The sequence below is a fragment of the Pantoea sp. ICBG 828 genome (assembly GCF_002928355.1).
GTDB classification, from domain to species: Bacteria; Pseudomonadota; Gammaproteobacteria; order Enterobacterales; family Enterobacteriaceae; genus Pantoea; species Pantoea dispersa.
In genome coordinates this window covers 291318-310347 of the sequence record NZ_POWN01000003.1, presented here as the reverse complement: position 1 = coordinate 310347, position 19030 = coordinate 291318, and the positions used below count along the sequence as shown (strand labels likewise).

The 19030-nt window shown below is 60.1% G+C and carries 22 protein-coding genes; 8 read left to right on the top strand and 14 right to left on the bottom strand.

Features of this window, described 5'->3' with window-relative positions; translation table 11 throughout:
- Positions 1-37: 37 nt before the first annotated feature.
- Genes C1Y43_RS09155 through fepD form a run of 3 tightly spaced genes read right to left on the bottom strand, consistent with a single transcriptional unit; the run spans position 38 to position 2801 of the window.
- A complete protein-coding gene (locus tag C1Y43_RS09155) occupies positions 38-835 on the bottom strand; it encodes an ATP-binding cassette domain-containing protein (RefSeq protein ID WP_058780378.1) in 798 nt (265 codons plus the stop codon).
- Positions 832-1815 carry an iron-enterobactin ABC transporter permease gene (fepG, locus tag C1Y43_RS09150; protein ID WP_104188010.1) on the bottom strand — a complete coding sequence of 328 codons (984 nt, stop codon included), beginning with the start codon at positions 1813-1815 and terminating at the stop codon, positions 832-834. The genes C1Y43_RS09155 and fepG overlap by 4 nt, the downstream gene beginning before the upstream one ends.
- Positions 1812-2801 (bottom strand): Fe(3+)-siderophore ABC transporter permease, encoded by a 990-nt coding sequence (gene fepD / locus C1Y43_RS09145; RefSeq protein ID WP_058759585.1) that lies wholly within the window; start codon positions 2799-2801, stop codon positions 1812-1814. Before fepD ends, fepG begins: the two co-directional genes overlap by 4 nt.
- A gap of 146 nt (positions 2802-2947) precedes the next feature.
- On the opposite strand from fepD, the gene entS reads away from it, so the two are divergent.
- Positions 2948-4198: an enterobactin transporter EntS gene (gene entS / locus C1Y43_RS09140; protein ID WP_104188008.1), complete on the top strand. Its 1251-nt coding sequence runs from the start codon at positions 2948-2950 to the stop codon at positions 4196-4198.
- Here the strand turns inward: entS and fepB are convergent.
- Positions 4193-5158, bottom strand: coding sequence for a Fe2+-enterobactin ABC transporter substrate-binding protein (gene fepB, locus C1Y43_RS09135; protein WP_058774890.1), 966 nt, complete (start codon positions 5156-5158; stop codon positions 4193-4195). The genes entS and fepB overlap by 6 nt on opposite strands.
- A 179-nt stretch (positions 5159-5337) precedes the next feature.
- On the opposite strand from fepB, the gene C1Y43_RS09130 reads away from it, so the two are divergent.
- From C1Y43_RS09130 to C1Y43_RS09110, 5 genes are read left to right on the top strand one after another with little or no spacing between them, the layout of a single operon-like run.
- Positions 5338-6516, top strand: coding sequence for an isochorismate synthase (locus tag C1Y43_RS09130; RefSeq protein ID WP_369974309.1), 1179 nt, complete (start codon positions 5338-5340; stop codon positions 6514-6516).
- Positions 6517-6526: 10 nt separating this feature from the next.
- Positions 6527-8140 carry a (2,3-dihydroxybenzoyl)adenylate synthase gene (locus C1Y43_RS09125; protein WP_104188006.1) on the top strand — a complete coding sequence of 538 codons (1614 nt, stop codon included), beginning with the start codon at positions 6527-6529 and terminating at the stop codon, positions 8138-8140.
- An 18-nt stretch (positions 8141-8158) separates the two neighbouring features.
- Entirely contained in the window at positions 8159-9010 is an 852-nt protein-coding gene (locus C1Y43_RS09120) for an isochorismatase family protein (protein ID WP_088516019.1), read from the top strand.
- The gene (gene dhbA, locus C1Y43_RS09115; RefSeq protein WP_104188004.1) at positions 9010-9768 is read left to right on the top strand and encodes a 2,3-dihydro-2,3-dihydroxybenzoate dehydrogenase; all 759 of its coding nucleotides are present in this window, start codon (positions 9010-9012) and stop codon (positions 9766-9768) included. Before C1Y43_RS09120 ends, dhbA begins: the two co-directional genes overlap by 1 nt.
- 3 nt (positions 9769-9771) lie before the next feature.
- Positions 9772-10188 carry a hotdog fold thioesterase gene (locus C1Y43_RS09110; protein WP_058774892.1) on the top strand — a complete coding sequence of 139 codons (417 nt, stop codon included), beginning with the start codon at positions 9772-9774 and terminating at the stop codon, positions 10186-10188.
- A gap of 171 nt (positions 10189-10359) precedes the next feature.
- Here C1Y43_RS09110 and cgtA read toward each other — a convergent pair whose 3' ends face one another.
- The 3 genes from cgtA to rplU form a co-directional block, all read right to left on the bottom strand.
- Positions 10360-11535: an Obg family GTPase CgtA gene (cgtA, locus tag C1Y43_RS09105; RefSeq protein ID WP_058759590.1), complete on the bottom strand. Its 1176-nt coding sequence runs from the start codon at positions 11533-11535 to the stop codon at positions 10360-10362.
- A gap of 249 nt (positions 11536-11784) precedes the next feature.
- Entirely contained in the window at positions 11785-12042 is a 258-nt protein-coding gene (gene rpmA / locus C1Y43_RS09100) for a 50S ribosomal protein L27 (RefSeq protein WP_006121751.1), read from the bottom strand.
- A gap of 15 nt (positions 12043-12057) precedes the next feature.
- Positions 12058-12369 (bottom strand): 50S ribosomal protein L21, encoded by a 312-nt coding sequence (rplU, locus tag C1Y43_RS09095; RefSeq protein WP_021507728.1) that lies wholly within the window; start codon positions 12367-12369, stop codon positions 12058-12060.
- 254 nt (positions 12370-12623) lie between these two features.
- On the opposite strand from rplU, the gene ispB reads away from it, so the two are divergent.
- Positions 12624-13595 (top strand): octaprenyl diphosphate synthase, encoded by a 972-nt coding sequence (gene ispB / locus C1Y43_RS09090; protein ID WP_021507729.1) that lies wholly within the window; start codon positions 12624-12626, stop codon positions 13593-13595.
- Positions 13596-13832: 237 nt separating this feature from the next.
- A complete protein-coding gene (locus C1Y43_RS09085; protein ID WP_021507730.1) occupies positions 13833-14126 on the top strand; it encodes a helix-turn-helix transcriptional regulator in 294 nt (97 codons plus the stop codon).
- A 63-nt stretch (positions 14127-14189) separates the two neighbouring features.
- On the opposite strand, the gene murA is transcribed toward C1Y43_RS09085, so the two are convergent.
- From murA to mlaF, 7 genes are all read right to left on the bottom strand, one after another.
- Positions 14190-15449, bottom strand: coding sequence for a UDP-N-acetylglucosamine 1-carboxyvinyltransferase (gene murA / locus C1Y43_RS09080; protein WP_021507731.1), 1260 nt, complete (start codon positions 15447-15449; stop codon positions 14190-14192).
- Between the two features lie 46 nt (positions 15450-15495).
- Positions 15496-15753, bottom strand: a complete 258-nt coding sequence (ibaG, locus tag C1Y43_RS09075) for a BolA family iron metabolism protein IbaG (RefSeq protein ID WP_007886637.1) — start codon at positions 15751-15753, stop codon at positions 15496-15498.
- Between the two features lie 114 nt (positions 15754-15867).
- Positions 15868-16173, bottom strand: coding sequence for a lipid asymmetry maintenance protein MlaB (mlaB, locus tag C1Y43_RS09070; protein ID WP_021507732.1), 306 nt, complete (start codon positions 16171-16173; stop codon positions 15868-15870).
- Positions 16173-16811, bottom strand: a complete 639-nt coding sequence (gene mlaC, locus C1Y43_RS09065; RefSeq protein WP_021507733.1) for a phospholipid-binding protein MlaC — start codon at positions 16809-16811, stop codon at positions 16173-16175. The genes mlaB and mlaC overlap by 1 nt, the downstream gene beginning before the upstream one ends.
- Before the next feature lie 19 nt (positions 16812-16830).
- Positions 16831-17373 carry an outer membrane lipid asymmetry maintenance protein MlaD gene (gene mlaD, locus C1Y43_RS09060; protein ID WP_021507734.1) on the bottom strand — a complete coding sequence of 181 codons (543 nt, stop codon included), beginning with the start codon at positions 17371-17373 and terminating at the stop codon, positions 16831-16833.
- Between the two features lie 4 nt (positions 17374-17377).
- A complete protein-coding gene (gene mlaE, locus C1Y43_RS09055; RefSeq protein WP_021507735.1) occupies positions 17378-18160 on the bottom strand; it encodes a lipid asymmetry maintenance ABC transporter permease subunit MlaE in 783 nt (260 codons plus the stop codon).
- Positions 18161-18164: 4 nt separating this feature from the next.
- Entirely contained in the window at positions 18165-18980 is an 816-nt protein-coding gene (gene mlaF / locus C1Y43_RS09050; RefSeq protein WP_021507736.1) for a phospholipid ABC transporter ATP-binding protein MlaF, read from the bottom strand.
- Positions 18981-19030: the final 50 nt, after the last annotated feature.

Below are 19030 nucleotides of genomic sequence, written 5' to 3'. Positions count from 1 at the left end.
GGCAGAAAACGTTTACACCACAGCCCTTTCTTCCGCCTTAGCGCCCGCGCCCCAGCGGCACGATCATTGGCGTATGCGCCACCGGATCTTCAACAATCACACAGCGTAATCCGTACACCTGCTCAATCAGCGCCGGCGTCACAATCTCGCCAGGCTTGCCCTCGGCAATGATCTTCCCGTGACGCATGGCGATCAGATGGGTGGCGTAGCGGCAGGCATGATTAAGGTCGTGCAGCACCACCACCAGCGTGCGGCCATGCTGCTGATTGAGCGTCTGCATCAGCTCAAGCAACTCAATCTGGTGGGTAATATCCAGCCAGGTGGTGGGCTCATCCAGCAGCAGCAGCGGCGTCTGCTGTGCCAGCACCATGGCGATCCATACGCGCTGACGCTGCCCGCCGGACAGGGTATCGACCGCCTGTTGCGCCAGGTCCGCCACGCCGGTGGCCAGCATCGCCTGCTGTACCGCCGCTTCATCCTCCGCGCGCCAGCGGCCAAACAGTGACTGATGCGGATAACGTCCGCGCGCCACCAGCTCGCTCACGCTGATACCCGCCGGGGCGTTTGAACTCTGCGGCAGCAGGCCAAGACGGCGCGCTACCTCTTTGGTGGGATAACGTGCAATCGCCTCGCCGTCCAGCAGTACGTCACCTTTTAGCGGTGCCTGCAGGCGGCTGAGGGTACGCAGCAGGGTGGATTTACCGCAGGCGTTAGGGCCGATAATCACGGTCAGCTCCCCTTGCGGAATCGCCACCGAGAGATTTTCCGCCACCACTTTTTTGTCATAACCCAGCGTCAGGCCTTCGCCATACAGCCGTGAAGGAATATCGATCATTGGCGTCGCGCCTCCCGCACCAGTAACGCAATCAGATAGAGTCCGCCCAGGCTGACGGTGATCACGCCCACCGGCAGTTGATAAGGCAGGAACAGATGCTGCGCGGCATAATCGGCGGCGCACAACAGCAGCGCGCCGCACAGCGCCGCCAGCCATAACGCGCCTTTTTCCCCGCCGCACAGCCGGCGCGCAATCTGCGGTGCCAGCAGCGCCACGAACGAGATCGGCCCCGCCAGCGCGGTGGACGCCGCGGTCAATAGCACGCCCAGCAGCATCAGCCACAGGCGGCTGCGCTCCACCGGCACGCCGAGCGCGCAGGCGGTGTCGTCGCCCATCTCCAGCAGACGCATGCGGCGCGTTAACAGCGCCACCAGCAGCAGCGACAGCAGCAGCACCGTCACCACCGGCGGCGTTTTCGCCCAGGTGATGCCGTTGAGCGAGCCGGCGCTCCACAGCCCGGCGCTGAGCGCCGACTCCAGCGAAGCGCTGATAATCAGCCAGGCATTGAGCGCCATCAGCAGCGCGCGCACGCTAATGCCCACGATGATTAACCGAAACGTTTCCACCCCGTTGCGCCAGGCAAACAGGTACACCAGCGCAGCCGTCGCGATACCGCCGATCAGCGCGGCCCCGGTCATCGCGGTAATACTTTGATTGAACAGCACCAGCGCCACCAGCACACCGCTGTAAGCGCCGGTATTGAAGCCGAGAATATCCGGGCTGCCGAGCGGGTTGCGCAGCAGCGACTGAAAAATCGCCCCGCTGACACCCAGCGCCGCACCGATCAGCAGCGCCATCAGCACGCGCGGCAGCCGCCACTCCACCACAATCAGCTGCATATTAGCGGCCCCCTGCCCGCGCAGCGCCTGCCACACCTGCTCCGCCGTAATCGGCAGCGCACCGCGCGTCAGCGCCAGCCACGTCAGCAGCGCACACGCTAATAGCAGCCAGCCGCCATGCAACCAGGCGCGCCGCGTCATAATCCACCTCGCCCGCGCTGGCGCCGCACCAGCAAAATCAGCATCGGCGCGCCAAGGATGGCGGTCACAATTGAGACACGCAGTTCGCCTGCCACCATCATCCGCCCCAGAATATCCGCCGCCAGCAGCAGCGCCGGGGTGATCAGCGCCGTCGCCGGCAGCAGCCAGCGGTGATCGTTGCCCACCAGCCAGCGGGCAAAATGCGGCGTCATCAGGCCGATAAAAGCGATCGGTCCGACGGCGGCAGTCGCCGCGCCGCTCAGTAAGGCAATCGCCAGCAGGCCCAGCAGTTGGGTGCGCACCACGCGCGTGCCCAGCGCCGCCGCCATATCGCCGCCCATGCTCAGGCTGTTCAGCGATTGCGCCAGCCCCAGCGCCAGCGCCGCACCGGCCAGCACCGCCGGGCTCAGGGTGCGCAACACGCTGAAATCGCGGATATCCAGCGAGCCGCTCTGCCAGAAGCGCAGGTGATCGTAAATGTCCGGATTGAGCAGCGACAGGCCGGAGGTTAAGCCCTCCAGTACCGCCGCCAGCGCCACGCCCGCCAGCGTCAGACGCACCGGATTGACGCGCCCGCCGCCCATCGCGCCAATCACCGTCATCAGCAGCGCCGCCAGCAGTGCGCCGCTGAAGGCCAGCGTCAGCCACTGCAGCGGGGAGTCCGCCCCCAGCAGCGCGATGCCGAGCACGATGGCAAAACCGGCACCGGCGTTCACGCCCAGAATGCCCGGCTCGGCCAGCGGATTACGCGTCAGGCTCTGCATCAGCGCGCCCGCCAGCCCCAGCGCCACACCCGCCAGCAGACCGGCCAGCGTGCGCGGCAGGCGCGCATCGCGCACGATGATGCACTCCGCGCTGGAGCAGGAGGCGGTGAGAGCGTGATACACATCGGAAAGCGGTATTGATTTGGCACCCAGCATCAGACTGAGCGCCATGAGGAGCAAAAGCAGAATCCCTGAGCCTGCTAATGCACGGATCTGGCGCATAGCGTTCTAAACCTTCACTGTTCGACCTCGTTGCGGTGCAACGTAATGTGATAATGATATTTGTTATCGTTATTACTCGCGTTTGCCTATGTTACCATGAGTCGCCTCGCGGATGATGAGGAAAATTGGTGCAAAAAGGCGAAACAATGAACAAACCCTCTCACTTTATCGATCTCTCACTGCTGAAAACCCACGCGGCGTTTCGCGCGGTGTTTATTGCGCGTTTTATCTCGATTGTGGCGCTCGGCATGCTGGCCGTTGCCGTGCCGGTGCAGATTCAGCAGATGACCCATTCACCGCTGCTGGTGGGCCTCGCCGTCACACTGTCCGCTGCCGGCATGTTTACTGGCCTGCTGACCGGCGGCGTGCTGGCCGATCGCTATGAGCGTAAGACGTTGATCCTGTTTGCCCGCACCACCTGCGGGCTGGGCTTTGTCGCGCTGGCGATAAATGCCGCGCTGCCCGCGCCTTCGCTGCTGGCGGTCTATCTGCTGGGCTTGTGGGACGGCTTTTTTGGCGCGATTGGCGTCACGGCGCTGCTGGCCGCTACGCCAGCGCTGGTGGGACGCGAAAACATCATGCAGGCCGGTGCCATTACCATGCTGACGGTGCGCTTCGGCTCGATTTTATCGCCGGCAATTGCTGGTGTGGTGATCGCGCACGGCGGCGTACTGTGGAATTACGGACTGACCGCCTTCGGCACGCTGCTGACGGTGCTGACGCTGCTGAAGCTGCCTGCGCTGCCCCCGCCTCCGCAGCCGCGCGAACATCCGCTGCGGGCGCTGGCAACCGGCGTGCAGTTCCTGTTTGCCAGCCCGCTGGTCGGCATGGTGGCGCTGACCGGTGCGCTGGTGACGCTGGCCAGCGCCATCCGCGTGCTGTACCCGGCGCTGGCACCGCACTGGTCAGTCAGCGCCGACCAGCTCGGTATGCTGTACGCTGCCGTGCCGCTCGGTGCCGCCGTGGGCGCATTTACCAGTGGCAGGCTGAAACAGGCAGCGCGCCCGGGCCGGCTGGTGCTGGGCAGCGCCGTGGCCGGTTTCGTCGCCCTGGGCCTGTTCAGCCTGATGCCGACGCTGTGGCTGGCGCTGCTGTGTCTGGCGGGCTTCGGCTATTTCAGTGCCATCAACAGCCTGGTGCAGTACGCAATGATTCAGTTGCTGACGCCGGATCATCTGCTGGGCCGCATCAACAGCCTGTGGACGGCGCAGAACGTGTGCGGCGATGCCCTCGGCGCCGCGCTGATTGGTGCCCTCGGTTCGTGGCTGCTGCCGGCGCAGGCTGCCGCGGCGTTTGGCTGTGCCGCGACACTGCTTGGCGTCATGATGTGGCTGATGATGAAAGGATTACGGCGCTATCAGGCGCCCGCGCCCGTGCTGGCGCAGCAAACATCATGATTTGACGAACAGCTGATGCAGACGCGTCAGCAGATTGCTGGCGCTGTAGTAATCCAGGCGGAAAGTGTCGATACCCAGCGCATAGACCTGCTTATCGCGCACCGCCGCGTTTTGCGCCAGGAACGGGTTGCTCAGCACTGACTGCGCGGTTTTGTCATCACCGGCAAACAGCAGGAAGCTGTGGCCGGTCAGGCTGGCGGCAAGATTCTCGCCCGAGAGCTGAATAATGTCTTTACGCTGGCCCATGCTGTGCCCCTGTTGCGTGCCGGCCGGCGGCTGCGCCAGGGTAAAACCGAGCTGCTGCAGCAGTTTGCCCTGCGCCGATGCGGCGGTCCACAGATTCACCGCCCGGCCTTCACCGTTCCATACCATCGCAGAGACCGGCTGCGGTGGCAGCGTAATGGCTTGCTTCAGCGCCGCTTCGCGATCGTCGAACTCTTTTACGCGCTGCGCCGCCTGTGCTTCATGGCCGGTGGCCTGCCCCAGCAGCGTAACCACATCCTGCCAGCTCTTATCGTCGTAGTTGACCACCAGCGTGGGGGCAATGGCGGACAGCTGACTGACCAGCTTCAGGGCGGAGTCATTACCGGTGGCGCTGACGATGATCAGATCCGGGGCTTGCGCCGCAATCGCCTCGGCGCTCGGTTCACCAATATACAGCCGCTTAACGTGGCGCTGCTTTGCCACCTCGCCCCACTGACGGAAGAAGCCCTGATCGTCGGCCAGGCGGCTTTTCGGTGCGGTCGCGCCTGAGGCGATGACCGGCGCGTCAATCGCCAGCAGCGAGCCGGTCAGCGTGACGCTGGTGGAGACAATGCGTTGTGGTGCCTGGTGAAGCGTTACCGTTCCGGTCGCGCCCTGTACGCTGCGCGGCCAGCCCTGGTCGGCCCGCGCTGTCCCTGACAGCGACTGGAAAATGAACAACAGGACAGCCATGCCCCATAAACCGCATTTATTCATAAGTTTTGATCCACCTTTTAGCTTAATGCCTGGCCCGGCGTCAGCCGCCGCTTACGTCTGACAGCACGGTAAATCCCGCGAATGGATTGACTCTTTGCCCCTTTCGACGTAGGTTACAGAGCCATAATAAAAATGATAATCATTCTTAATAATCTTATCATTTATAGGTGAAAATTATGGTGGAAAGCTCCACGTTTGAAAATGCCTGGCTGAAGGATTTTTCCGCGCTGTGCCGCGGCTTCCTCTTCACCTCGCCATGGCGCAGCCTGGCCACCCAGGGTTGCTATACCACGATCAACACGCCGGTAGGCGATGCCGCGCTGCTGCAGGGCGACTTTCAACAGCAGTTGCGCCAGCACTTTGCCGCGGCGAAAAAGCAGGGGATCGCCAATCCGCTGCTGGTGGGCGCGATTCCGTTTGACGTCAGCCAGCCAGCATCTCTGTTCATACCCGAATCCTGGCAGAGCTTTAATCGCGCCGACCTGCAACGTGCGCTGCCGGCGCAGCAGAGCGATCTGCCGGCAGTGCGGCGGCGGACGGCAGTGCCGGATCACGCGGTATTTACCCGCATGGTGGCCGACGCCGTTGCCACCATCCAGCGCGGCGATCCGGACAAAGTGGTGCTGTCGCGCCTGATGGATATCGTCACGGAGCAGCCGGTGGATACCGCCGCGCTGATGCAGCGCGTGATCGCGCAAAATCCCAATAGCTACCATTTCCATCTGCCGCTGGCGGAAGGCGGCGCGCTGGTGGGCGCCAGCCCGGAACTGATGCTGCGTAAACAGGGGCGCGATTTCTCCTCCTGCCCGCTGGCCGGCTCGGCACGCCGCCATCATGACGACGCCAGCGCCGATCGCGCGGCAGGTAACACCCTGATGGCGTCAGCCAAAGATCGCCACGAACATCAGCTGGTGACCGACGCGATGCGCAGCACGCTGCAGCCGCGTAGCCGCCTGCTGTCGGTGCCTACCGTGCCGTCGCTGATCACCACCGCCACGCTGTGGCATCTGGCGACGCAAATCGATGGCGAAGTGCAGGATGAGCGCGAAAACGCGCTGTCGCTGGCGGCGCTGCTGCACCCAACCCCGGCCCTGAGCGGCTTCCCGCACGCCCGCGCGCAGCAGCTGATTCAGCAGCTCGAACCCTTTGATCGCCAGCTGTTTGGCGGCATCGTCGGCTGGTGCGACAGCGAAGGCAACGGCGAATGGGTGGTAACCATTCGCTGCGGAACGGTAAACGGCACGCGCGTGCGGCTGTTTGCCGGCGCTGGCATCGTCGCCGACTCGCAACCGGAATCAGAATGGCGCGAAACGGGTGTGAAGCTGGACACCATGTTGCGCGCTTTTGGACTGCAATAAAGGAACAAGCATGAGCATTCCCTTCAGCCGCTGGCCGGCACATCTGGCCGCGCGCTATCGCGAAAAAGGCTACTGGATCGACGTGCCGCTGACCGACATCATCGACCGCCATCGCGAAAACGACGCTATCGCCGTGATCGACGGCCCGCTGCAGCTTAGCTACCGCCAGCTGGCGCAGCGCAGTGATAATCTGGCGGCAGCGCTGCAGCGGCGCGGTTTACAACGCGGTGACACGGCGCTGGTGCAGCTCGGCAACGTGGCGGACTTTTACGTTACGCTGTTTGCCCTGTTTAAGCTGGGCGTGGTCCCGGTGTACGCGCTGTTCAGCCATCAGCGCACTGAACTGCTGGCCTATGCGCAGCAGATTGCACCGAAACTGCTGATCGCCGATCGCCAGCACGCGCTGTTTGCCAGCGACGACTTCATCGCCACGCTGTGCGAGGCGCAGCCCACGCTGCAGCAGGTGATCCTGCGTAACGACGCGCAGGCGGAAAATACGCTGGCGTCGCTGCAGGATGAAGCGGCTGGCGATTTTGTCGCGACACCGACGGCCGCCGATGAAGTGGCGTTTTTCCAGCTCTCCGGCGGCAGCACCGGCACGCCGAAGCTGATTCCGCGCACCCACAACGACTACTACTACAGCATCCGCGCCAGCGACGAGATTTGCCATATCAACGCCGACACGCGCTATCTGATCGCCCTGCCCGCGCCGCATAACTTCGCCATGAGTTCCCCCGGTTCACTCGGGGTGTTCTATGCCGGTGGCCAGGTGATTCTCGCCGCGGATCCCAGCGCCACGCTCTGTTTCCCGCTGATTGAGCAGCACCAGGTGACCGATACCGGACTGGTGCCGCCGGCGGTCAGCCTGTGGTTGCAGGCAATTCAGGAGTGGGGCAGCAACACAGCGCTGGCCTCGCTGCAGCGCATCCAGGTGGGCGGAGCCAAACTGGGAGAAACGCTGGCCGCACGCATTCAGCGTGAAATCGGCTGCCAGCTGCAGCAGGTGTTTGGCATGGCGGAAGGGCTGGTTAACTACACGCGCTTCGGCGATGACGAGCAAACCATTCTGACTACCCAGGGGCGTCCGATTTCGGAAGATGACGAAGTGTGGGTGGCCGACGAGAACGGCAATCCGCTGCCGCCAGGCCAGGTGGGTCGCCTGATGACGCGCGGCCCTTACACCTTCCGGGGCTACTACAACAGCCCGGAGCACAATGCCGCCAGCTTCGACGCTGACGGTTTTTACTGCTCAGGCGATCTGATTGAGATCAACGCTCAGGGTTACATCACCGTACAGGGACGCGAAAAGGATCAGATCAACCGCGGCGGCGAGAAGATCGCCGCAGAAGAGATTGAAAACCTGCTGCTGCGCCATCCGGATGTGATCCACGCTGCGCTGGTGTCCATGCATGACGAGCTGATGGGTGAAAAGAGCTGTGCCTTCATTGTGGCGCGCCAGCCGGTGAAACCGGTCGCGCTGCGCCGCCATCTGCGCGAGCTGGGCATTGCCGAATTCAAACTTCCCGACCGTATTACCTGCGTCGACGCCCTGCCGCTTACCCCGGTGGGCAAAGTGGATAAAAAACGTTTACGCCAACAGCTTGCTGAGCAGACGCAAGCCTGATTTTTTCCGGAGATTGTAATGGCTATTCCAAAACTGACGTCTTATGCGCTGCCCGCCGCCACTGAGCTGCCGGCTAACAAAGTACAATGGGCGCTGGAGCCGCAGCGCGCGGCGCTGCTGATTCACGATATGCAGGCCTATTTCCTCAACTTCTGGGGCGAAGACAGCCCGCTGGTGAATCAGGTGGTGGAGAACATTGCCCGCCTGCGCGCTTACTGCAAAGCGCAGGGCATTCCGGTGTTCTATACCGCCCAGCCCAACCAGCAAAGCGATGAGGATCGCGCGCTGCTGAATGATATGTGGGGACCGGGGCTGAACAAACATCCGGATCAGCAGAAGATCGTCGACGCGCTGGCGCCGGATCAGGACGATCAGGTGCTGACTAAATGGCGTTACAGCGCGTTCGTACGCTCGCCACTGGAATCTATCCTGCAGGAGATGGGCCGCGATCAGCTGATCATTACTGGCGTGTATGCCCACATCGGCTGCCTGACCACCGCCACCGACGCCTTCATGCGTAACATCCAGCCGTTCATGGTGGCCGATGCGCTGGCCGACTTCTCGCGCGACGAGCATATGATGGCGCTGACCTACACCGCAGGCCGCAGTGGCAAGGTGGTGATGACCGCCGACCTGATGCCGCTGCCACAGAGCAAGGACGCGCTGCGCGCGCTGATTCTGCCGCTGCTGGAAGATGATGACGTACCGGAAGATGATGAAAACCTGATCGATTATGGACTGGATTCGGTGCGCGTGATGGCGCTGGCAGCGCGCTGGCGTCAGGTGCACAGCGATATCGACTTCATCAGCCTGGCGAAAAACCCCAGCATTGATGGCTGGTGGGCGCTGCTGTCACGGGTGCCAGCATAATGAGCGCCTGTTTTGATTTCAGCGGAAAAATTGTCTGGGTAACCGGTGCCGGCAAAGGCATCGGCTACCACACCGCACTGGCGTTCCATCAGGCCGGTGCGCAGGTGACCGGTTTTGATTTGCACTTTGGCCAGGATGACTATCCGTTTACCACCTGCCAGCTGGACGTCGCCGACAGCGCTGCGGTGCGCGATTGCTGTCAGTCACTGCTGGCCAGCCAGCCGCGGCTGGATATCCTGGTGAACGGCGCGGGCATTCTGCGCATCGGCAGCACCGATGCGCTGTCGTTTGATGACTGGCAGGCGTGCCTCGCCGTCAACGCCGGCGGCGCGTTTAACCTGTTCCAGCAGACGCTGCCGGTCTTCCGCCAGCAGCGCGCTGGCGCGATTGTCACCATCGCCTCTAACGCCGCGCACGCCCCGCGCCTTGGCATGTCAGCCTATGGCGCGTCCAAAGCAGCACTGCGCAGCCTGTGCCAGACGGTTGGCCTTGAGATGGCACCGTATGGCGTGCGCTGCAATATTGTCTCACCGGGATCAACCGATACCGATATGCAGCGCAGCCTGTGGCATACGCCGGAAGCCGAGCAGGAGATGATCAACGGTTTCCCGGATCAGTACAAACTGGGGATCCCGCTGCGTAAGATCGCCCAGCCGCAGGAGATCGTGAACAACATCCTGTTTTTGGCCTCGGATCTTGCCAGCCACGTGGTGCTGCAGGATATTGTGGTGGACGGTGGCGCAACGCTGGGAGCCTGAGGCATGGCAATCTGGAAACGTACGGTGGATCTCGCCACGCTGAATCAGCTGGGCGATAACTCGCTGGTGGCGCATCTGGGCATCGTGTTTACCGCGATCGGTGACGATTATCTGGAGGCCACCATGCCGGTAGACAACCGCACGCAGCAGCCGTTTGGCCTGCTGCACGGCGGCGCGTCGGTGGTGCTGGCGGAGTCGATGGGGTCCATTGCCGGTTACCTGAGCGTGGAAGAAGGTAAAAGCGTGGTGGGCATTGAGGTGAGCGCCAGCCATCATCGGGCGGTGAGCAGCGGCGAGGTGCGCGGTGTTTGTCGTCCGCTGCATCTGGGGGCGCGCAATCAGAGCTGGCAGATTGAGATACGCAATAGTCGCGATCAGCTGTGTTGCAGTTCGCGGCTGACGGTGGCGGTGCTGGGGTAGGTTTGGTTCCGCTGCGGCCTGATGCCCTCACCCTGCCCTCTCCCACGGGGAGAGGGATGATGGTGCGGCCTGGTGCTTTCTTCTGCGGGGAGAGGGATGATGGTGCGGGCTGGTGCTCGGCGCTAAACAGCAATAAAAAAAGCGGCCATCTGGCCGCTTTTTTCGCTGACATCAACGCTGATAAATGATCTCGACGCCTTCGTCGTCGTCTTCATCCCAGTCATCATCCCAGTCTTCGTCTTCTTCCACTTCCTGAGCATTTTCCAGCGCTTCACGGTGGTAATCATCCCACATGAAGGCCACTTTCTCTGGCTGCTTCGCTTCTTCTTCCGCTTCTTTTGGATTCGCGATGATAAAGCTCATCACATCCCAGCACAGCTCATTGACACCGTCACGGCTGGCGGCGGAGATCAGATAGTATTTCTCATCCCAGCCCAGCGCTTCGGCAATGGCTTTGGCGCGGCTTTCCGCCTCTTCGCGGCTCAGCAGGTCAGTTTTGTTGAACACCAGCCAGCGCGGTTTCTGGTACAGCTTGTCGCTGTATTTTTCCAGCTCGCCGAGAATGATGCGGGCGTTCTCTACCGGATCGGATTCGTCGATTGGCGCGATGTCGATAAGGTGCAGCAGCACACGGCAGCGCTCCAGATGCTTGAGGAAGCGAATTCCGAGGCCTGCGCCTTCCGCTGCGCCTTCAATCAGGCCGGGAATGTCGGCGACCACGAAGCTCTTTTCGCTGTCCATACGTACCACGCCGAGGCTTGGCACTAAGGTAGTGAACGGATAATCCGCCACTTTTGGCTTCGCCGCTGATACTGCGCGGATAAAGGTCGATTTACCGGCGTTTGGCAGACCCAGCATACCCACGTCTGCCAGCAACATCAGTTCCAGCTGCAGGTCGCGCTTCTCGCCCGGCGTGCCCATGGTTTTCTGACGCGGCGTACGGTTCACGGACGATTTGAAGCGGGTGTTGCCCAGACCGTGCCAGCCACCCTTCGCCACCATCAGCTTCTGCTCATGGCGCGTCATGTCGCCCAGCGTTTCGCCCGTGCCCTGATCGATCACGCGCGTACCCACCGGCACTTTAACAATGATGTCTTTACCGCGTTTACCGGTACAGTCACGGCTCTGGCCATTCTGGCCACGTTCGGCGCGGAAAGATTTTTCGAAACGATAATCGATCAGGGTATTGAGGTTTTCATCCGCCAGCAGGTAAACATCACCGCCGTCACCGCCGTCACCGCCGTCCGGTCCCCCTTTGGGAATGTACTTCTCGCGGCGGAAGCTGACGCAACCGTTGCCACCATCACCCGCGACCACCAGGATCGTCGCTTCATCAACAAACTTCATTTTTTATCTCCGTCACACTGTCGTTTGCGCCACGCTGCGGGCGACAAACGGGTCCGCCAGGGTCTTCTGCGCTGACCGGCGGCGGATAATACAGGATTGGCAAAGCCATGTGTACATAAAGTGTACAGCAAACTGAGGCGCAAGGTCAGCGTGATTGCCGTAACCTGCGGCAGAATGTAAAAAGCCCCGCAAAGCTGCGGGGCCTTCCATTCGTGTGTTCAGACGTTAATCGTCTGCGGCACAACAACCTTACTCAGCAACGATGCTGATGTATTTACGGTTGTTAGGACCTTTAACTTCGAATTTAACTTTGCCGTCTGCGGTAGCAAACAGAGTGTGGTCACGACCACAACCTACGTTGTTACCGGCGTGGAATTTGGTACCACGCTGACGAACGATGATGCTACCTGCCAGAACAGATTCACCACCGAAACGCTTAACACCCAGACGTTTTGCATTGGAGTCGCGACCGTTACGAGTCGAGCCACCAGCCTTTTTATGTGCCATTTGTCAGATCTCCTCTTACGCGCTGATCACAGTGATTTTCACATCAGTGAACCACTGACGGTGACCAGCTTGCTTACGGTAGTGTTTACGACGACGAAACTTAACAATTTTAATTTTCTCGCCACGACCGTGAGCAACAACTTCTGCCTTGATCACACCGCCTGAAACCAGTGGCGCGCCGATTTTCACGTCTTCGCCATTTGCAATCATCAGAACCTGGTCGAACTCGATGGTTTCACCGGTTGCGATGTCCAGCTTTTCCAGGCGAACGGTCTGACCTTCGCTTACTCGGTGTTGTTTACCACCACTTTGGAAAACCGCGTACATATAAAACTCCGCTTCTGCGCATGCCTTTCTGTTCATCAGGCGGCGCGATAAATATTCACAATAGGGCGCGAATTCTACGCAAAACTCCAGCAGAAGACAAGTGCACTTTGCACTCTCTTGCAGAAAAAAAGCGCAGGACGAATGCAAACGTTTCTCAACCCGATTTTTCAAGTACAATCAGTAACAGATTACCTGAACTCACGCTGGGTAAAAGCGCTTACCATGCAGAAAACGAGTCAAAGCTGAACAGACGAATGAACTTAGAACAGATTAACGAATTAACCGCGCAGGACATGGCGGCCGTCAACCAGACCATCCTCGACCAGCTGAATTCAGATGTCTCACTGATTAACCAGTTGGGCTATTACATCATCAGCGGGGGAGGCAAACGCATCCGTCCGATGATCGCGGTGCTGTCAGCACGCGCGCTGAATTATCAGGGATCGCTGCATGTGACCAATGCGGCGCTGATCGAATTTATCCACACGGCGACGCTGCTGCACGATGATGTGGTGGATGAATCCGATATGCGCCGTGGCAAAGCCACCGCTAACGCCGCGTTCGGCAATGCGGCGAGCGTGCTGGTCGGGGATTTTATCTATACCCGCGCCTTCCAGATGATGACCAGCATGGGATCGCTGAAGATCCTCGCACTGATGTCCGAAGCGGTGAACGTGATCGCCGAAGGGGAAGTGCTGCAGCTAATGAACTGCAACGATCCGGATATCACCGAAGAGAGCTACATGCGGGTGATCTACAGCAAAACCGCTCGCCTGTTTGAAGCCGCTTCGCAGGCTTCGGCAATCCTCGCGGAGGCCACGCCAGCGCAGGAGAAAGCGCTGCAGGATTATGGCCGCTATCTCGGTACGGCGTTTCAGCTGATCGACGATCTGCTGGATTACAGCGCCGACGGCGAGACGCTGGGCAAAAATACCGGTGACGATCTGAGCGAAGGTAAGCCGACGCTGCCATTGCTGCACGCCATGCACAACGGCACGCCCGAGCAGGCGCAGATGATCCGCAAGGCGATCGAAGAGGGTAATGGCCGTCATCTGCTGGAGCCGGTGCTGGCGGCAATGCAGCAAACCGGTTCGCTGGAATGGACGCGCAAACGCGCCGAAGAAGAGGCGGATAAAGCCATCGCCGCGCTACAGGCACTGCCAGAAACGCCGTGGCGCAGCGCGCTGGAAGCGCTGGCGCACATGTCGGTGCAGCGCGATTTCTGACCTGCTACGGGGCCGTCCGGCCCCGTTTTTATTTCTCCCCCTGCTCTGCCCGTCTGATTACATTCCCTTGCAGCATTTTTGCGAAAAACTGCGCAGTTTCGTGCACAGGCAAAACAATTACTGGAAACATATGGAAATTATTTGCTATAAAAATCCTGATTTTTCCAGTTATCTCTGCGCAGGAGAGCCACAGCGCTGCAGAGATGGAGCACTAACACGGACACGGAGAAGAGAGTTATGCATGCAAGGAGAGAAGACTGGCATCCGGCAGATATTATTGCGGCCCTGCGCAAGCGCGGTACGTCACTGGCCGCCCTGTCACGTCAATCTGGCCTCAGTTCATCGACGCTGGCCAACGCGTTGTCACGCCCCTGGCCTAAAGGTGAATGGCTGATCGCCACGGCGCTGAAGGTCCATCCTTCCGAGATCTGGCCCAGCCGCTATTTTGATCCGGTCACGCAGCGTCTGCTGGATCGTAAAAAACGCATTCGATCGCCCCAGGATCTGAAAAAGATCGTCTCACGCGGGTAAAGCAAAAAAAAACCAGCCACGCTGTCGTGACTGGTTTTCATCGCTGGCAATCAGGACAAAGGATTACTCGCCGCTGACGCGCTCGATGTTGGCGCCTAACGCTTTCAGCTTGTCTTCAATGTGCTCGTAGCCACGATCGATGTGGTAGATACGATCCACCAGCGTCGCACCTTCTGCAATGCAGCCTGCCAGTACCAGACTGGCTGACGCACGCAGATCGGTCGCCATCACCTGCGCGCCGGACAAGGTTTCAACACCGTGACAGATAGCGGTGTTGCTTTCGATTTCGGCGTGCGCACCCATACGAATCAGCTCCGGAATGTGCATGAAGCGGTTTTCGAAGATGGTCTCGGTAATGACGCCGGTGCCTTCAGCCACCAGGTTGAGCAGCGTAAACTGCGCCTGCATGTCGGTCGGGAAACCCGGGTGCGGTGCGGTACGGATGTTAACCGCTTTCGGACGCTTGCCGTGCATATCCAGGCTCACCCAGTCTTCGCCGACTTCAATCTCCGCACCCGCGTCACGCAGTTTCGCCAGCACGGCGTCCAGCGTGTCTGGCTGCGCATTGCGGCACACCACTTTGCCGCGCGAGATAGCGCCGGCCACGAGGAAGGTGCCGGTTTCGATACGGTCCGGCAGCACGCGATAGACGCCGCCGCCGAGGCGCTCAACGCCCTCGATGGTGATTTTGTCGGTGCCGGCGCCGCTGATTTTCGCGCCCAGCGTGTTAAGGAAGTTTGCCGTGTCGACAATCTCCGGTTCACGCGCCGCGTTTTCAATGATGGTGGTGCCCGTCGCCAGCGTTGCGGCGCTCATGATGGTCACGGTCGCGCCCACGCTGACCTTATCCATCACAATGTGCGCGCCCTTCAGGCGGCCATCCACAGAGGCTTTAACATAGCCCTCTTCCAGTTTGATCTCGGCACCCAGCTGCTCCAGGCCGGTAATGTGCAGATCGACCGGACGCGCACCAATCGCACAGCCGCCCGGCAGAGAAACCTGGCCCTGGCCAAAACGCGCCACCAGCGGCCCCAGCGCCCAGATGGAGGCACGCATGGTTTTCACCAGATCGTACGGCGCACTGAAGACATTAACTTCGCGCGCATCAACGTGGACCGAACCATTGCGTTCCACGCGCGCACCGAGCAGGCTCAGCAGCTTCATGGTGGTATCGATGTCACGCAGCTTCGGCACGTTCTGAATCTCTACCGGCTCTTCAGCCAGCAGCGCAGCAAACAGAATCGGCAGCGCAGCATTCTTCGCCCCGGAAATGGTCACTTCACCGCTTAAACGGGTGGGGCCTTGCACACGAAATTTGTCCATTAACACGGCTCTCAATTATCTATCAACAAAACAGCCAGAGTGGCGCTTAGAAACCGTTGAGTTTACGGTCGCGCGCCCACTCGGCTGGGGTATAAGTCTTGATGGACACCGCATGAATACGGTTATCCGCAATGTATTCCATCAGCGGCGCGTACACAGCCTGCTGTTTCTTTACGCGGCTCAGCTCGCCAAACATTTCGCCCACGGCAATGACCTGGAAATGGCTGCCATCGTTGCTGAGAACATGTACTTCTTCTAACGGCAGCGCCTGCATTAGCACGGCCTGAACTTCACTATTTTCCATCGCTCATTGCTTCACTTGATAATAATAAGGCGGATATCTTAGAGGAAAGCGCCTGACTCTTAAATACGCAAAAGCCCCTGAAAAAATCAGGGGCTTTGTCAGCAGCGCCGTTAATCAGGCGATTTGTTCCGCAGAAACAATAATCTGCTGCAGGTTGTACAGCTTGATTAACGAGTCGAGCTTATCGGTGATACCACTGAAAAGCGGTGTCGTGCCCTGCGCCCGCGCGATTTCGCGCAGATGCACCAGCAGCGCCAGCCCGGCAGAATCAACCCGATCCAGCGCCGCCACGTCAATCGTGGTGATACCGGCCATGGCGCTGTCACGCGCCTGCCACAGCGCCAGCAGCGTATCGCGGTCCAGTTTGCCGCTCAGGGCCAGCGTGCTGGCAGTGCGCTGCCAGCGTAACGGTTCGCTCATTATTGCTGCTTGTCCAGAGTGATAGGCTGCGCGGCATAGGTTTTCAACTGCGCAGTCAGGCCGTCGATGCCTTTGGTGCGCAGCAGATCGCTCCACTCATTCTGTTTGGTGGTGATCATGCTGATGCCTTCGGCAATCATGTCATAAGCCTGCCAGTTACCGGTCTGGCTGTTCTTGCGCCACTGGAAATCAAGGCGCACCGGCGGACGACCGTTGGGATCGATGATGGTGACGCGAATCGCCACGATATTGGCATCGCCAATCGGCTGCTCAGGCTGAATCTGGTAAGTCTGGCCATGGTACAACGCCAGCGCCTGACCATAAGCCTGCGCCAGGTAATCCCCGAACGCGGCAAAGTAGGCGTCGCGCTGCGCCGGCGTGGCTTCGCGGTAGTAACGGCCCAGTACCAGCGCCCCCGCGTATTTAATCTGCACGTACGGCAGCAGCTCCTGGCGCACGATTTCGCGCAGGTAATTCGGATCCTGCTTAATCTTCGGCTGTTCGTTCTTCAGGCGGGTAAAGGTCTTCTCCGCCGCTTCGTTCATCATCTTGTACGGATTGCTCTGGTTGGCGTCCGCTGCGTTTGCCGCCAGCGGCGCGATGGCCAGCAGGGCCACCATCAGGAAACGTTTTAACATCGTGTTGTACCTCTCTGGGTTATTCCGTTGTAGCAGGTGCTGCCGGGGCGCTCGCGCTGGCGGCGCCCGACGATTTCTCATTGTCCTTGTTGTCGCCGCTCTTGTAGAGGAACTGGCCGATCAGGTCTTCCAGCACCAGCGCCGATTTGGTATCCCGCAGCGTGCCGCCATCTTTCAGCATCGCCGAGCCAAGCTCCGGATCGTCAAAACCTAAGTTGAGCGCGAGGAACTGCTCACCCAGCAGACCCTGGGTGCGAATCGCCAGCGAGCTGGTGTCAGGAATTTTATTGGCATACTGCTCGCTGATGTCCATGGTGACGCGCGGCGACAGCGTTTTGTCATCCAGTGAAATGTCGGTGACGCGGCCAATCACCACGCCGCCAATTTTCACCGGCGAGCTGACTTTCAGGCCGCCGATATTATCGAAGGTGGCGTACAGCTTCCACGTTGGCTCGGTGCCCAGCGATTTAAGATCGGCGACGCGCAGGCTGAGGAACAGTAGCGCCAGCAGCGCAGCCAGCATAAACACGCCAACCCAGATTTCGTTTTTTTTGCTTTGCATTGCATTAATTCCCAAACATCAGTGCCGTCAGCACAAAATCCAGTCCAAGCACCGCCAGCGAAGCATGGACTACGGTACGCGTCGTCGCGCGACTGATCCCTTCCGAAGTCGGGATGGCGTCATACCCATTGAACAGCGCGATCCAGGTCACCGTGATGGCAAACACCGCGCTTTTGATCAGGCAGTTGATCACATCGGTACGAAAATCCACCGCGTTCTGCATCGCCGACCAGAAAAAGCCCGGGTCGATGCCTTTCCAGGCCACCCCGACCAGCGCGCCACCGGCAATGCCCACCGCGGTAAAGATCAGCGCCAGCAGCGGCATACTGATAAAGCCGGCCCAGAAGCGCGGCGAGACCACGCGGCGCAGCGGATCAACCGCCATCATCTCCATGCTGGAGAGCTGCTCAGTGGCTTTCATCAGGCCAATTTCCGCAGTGAGCGCCGAACCGGCGCGCCCGGCAAACAGCAGCGCGGTGACTACCGGCCCCAGTTCGCGCAGCAGCGACAGCGCCACCAGCATACCCAGGCTGGTTTCCGCGCTGTAAGTGGTGAGTACCAGATAGCCCTGCAGCCCCAGCACCATGCCAATGAACAGGCCGGAGACCACAATGATCAGCAATGACAGCACGCCCACGCTATACAGCTGCTTCACCAGCAGCGGCGCATGCTTACGAAACGCCGGTTTACCCACCAGCGCATGGAAGAGCATTAAGCCCGCCCGGCCAAAGGCCGCACAGGTGTTAATTCCCTGACGCCCAAATGACGCCAGTGCCTGTAACCACATCAGTTTAGCTTCTCCCTGTGCGGGTCAGATCGCTGAGGTAATCCCCGGCAGCGAAGCGGAACGGTACCGGACCATCCGCATGACCCTCAATAAACTGGCGCACGCGCGGATCGGGATTCTCCCTCAGCTGCGGCGCACTACCCTGAGCAATAATCTTTTGCCCGGCAACAATATAGGCATGGTCGGCAATGCTCAAGACCTCTGGCACGTCGTGTGAAACCACAATGCAGGTGACGCCCAGCGAATGGTTGAGCTCATCGATCAGCTTGACCAGCACGCCCATGGTAATGGGATCCTGGCCGACAAAGGGTTCGTCGAACATGATCAGCTCCGGCTCCAGCGCAATTGCTCGCGCCAGCGCCGCCCGGCGCGCCATGCCGCCGGAGAGTTCGGCCGGCATCAGCTGGGCTGCGCCGCGCAGTCCCACAGCTTCCAGCTTCATCATCACCGTGCTGTGCAGTAATTCCGCTGGCAGCCGGGTGTGTTCGCGCAGCGGCCAGGCAACGTTTTCATAAACGTTAAGGTCGGTGAACAGCGCACCGGACTGGAACAGCATGCTCATTTTTTTACGCACGTCATACAGCTTACGGCGCGACAGCGTCGGAATGTTCTGGTCACGAAACCAGATCTCACCTTTGTCCGGCTGCAGCTGCCCGCCAATCAGGCGCAGCAGGGTGGTTTTACCGATGCCGGAAGGGCCCATAATCGCCGTGACTTTGCCCGCCGGAACGGTCAGCGAAATGTCGTCGAAGATGGTGCGATTGCCGCGCGTAAAACTGACGCCACGAACCTCAACCAGATTCGTTTGCTGCTGGATCATCATTACCTCTTTAAACGGATCGGGCGTAATTAACGTGGTGGATGGTAGCC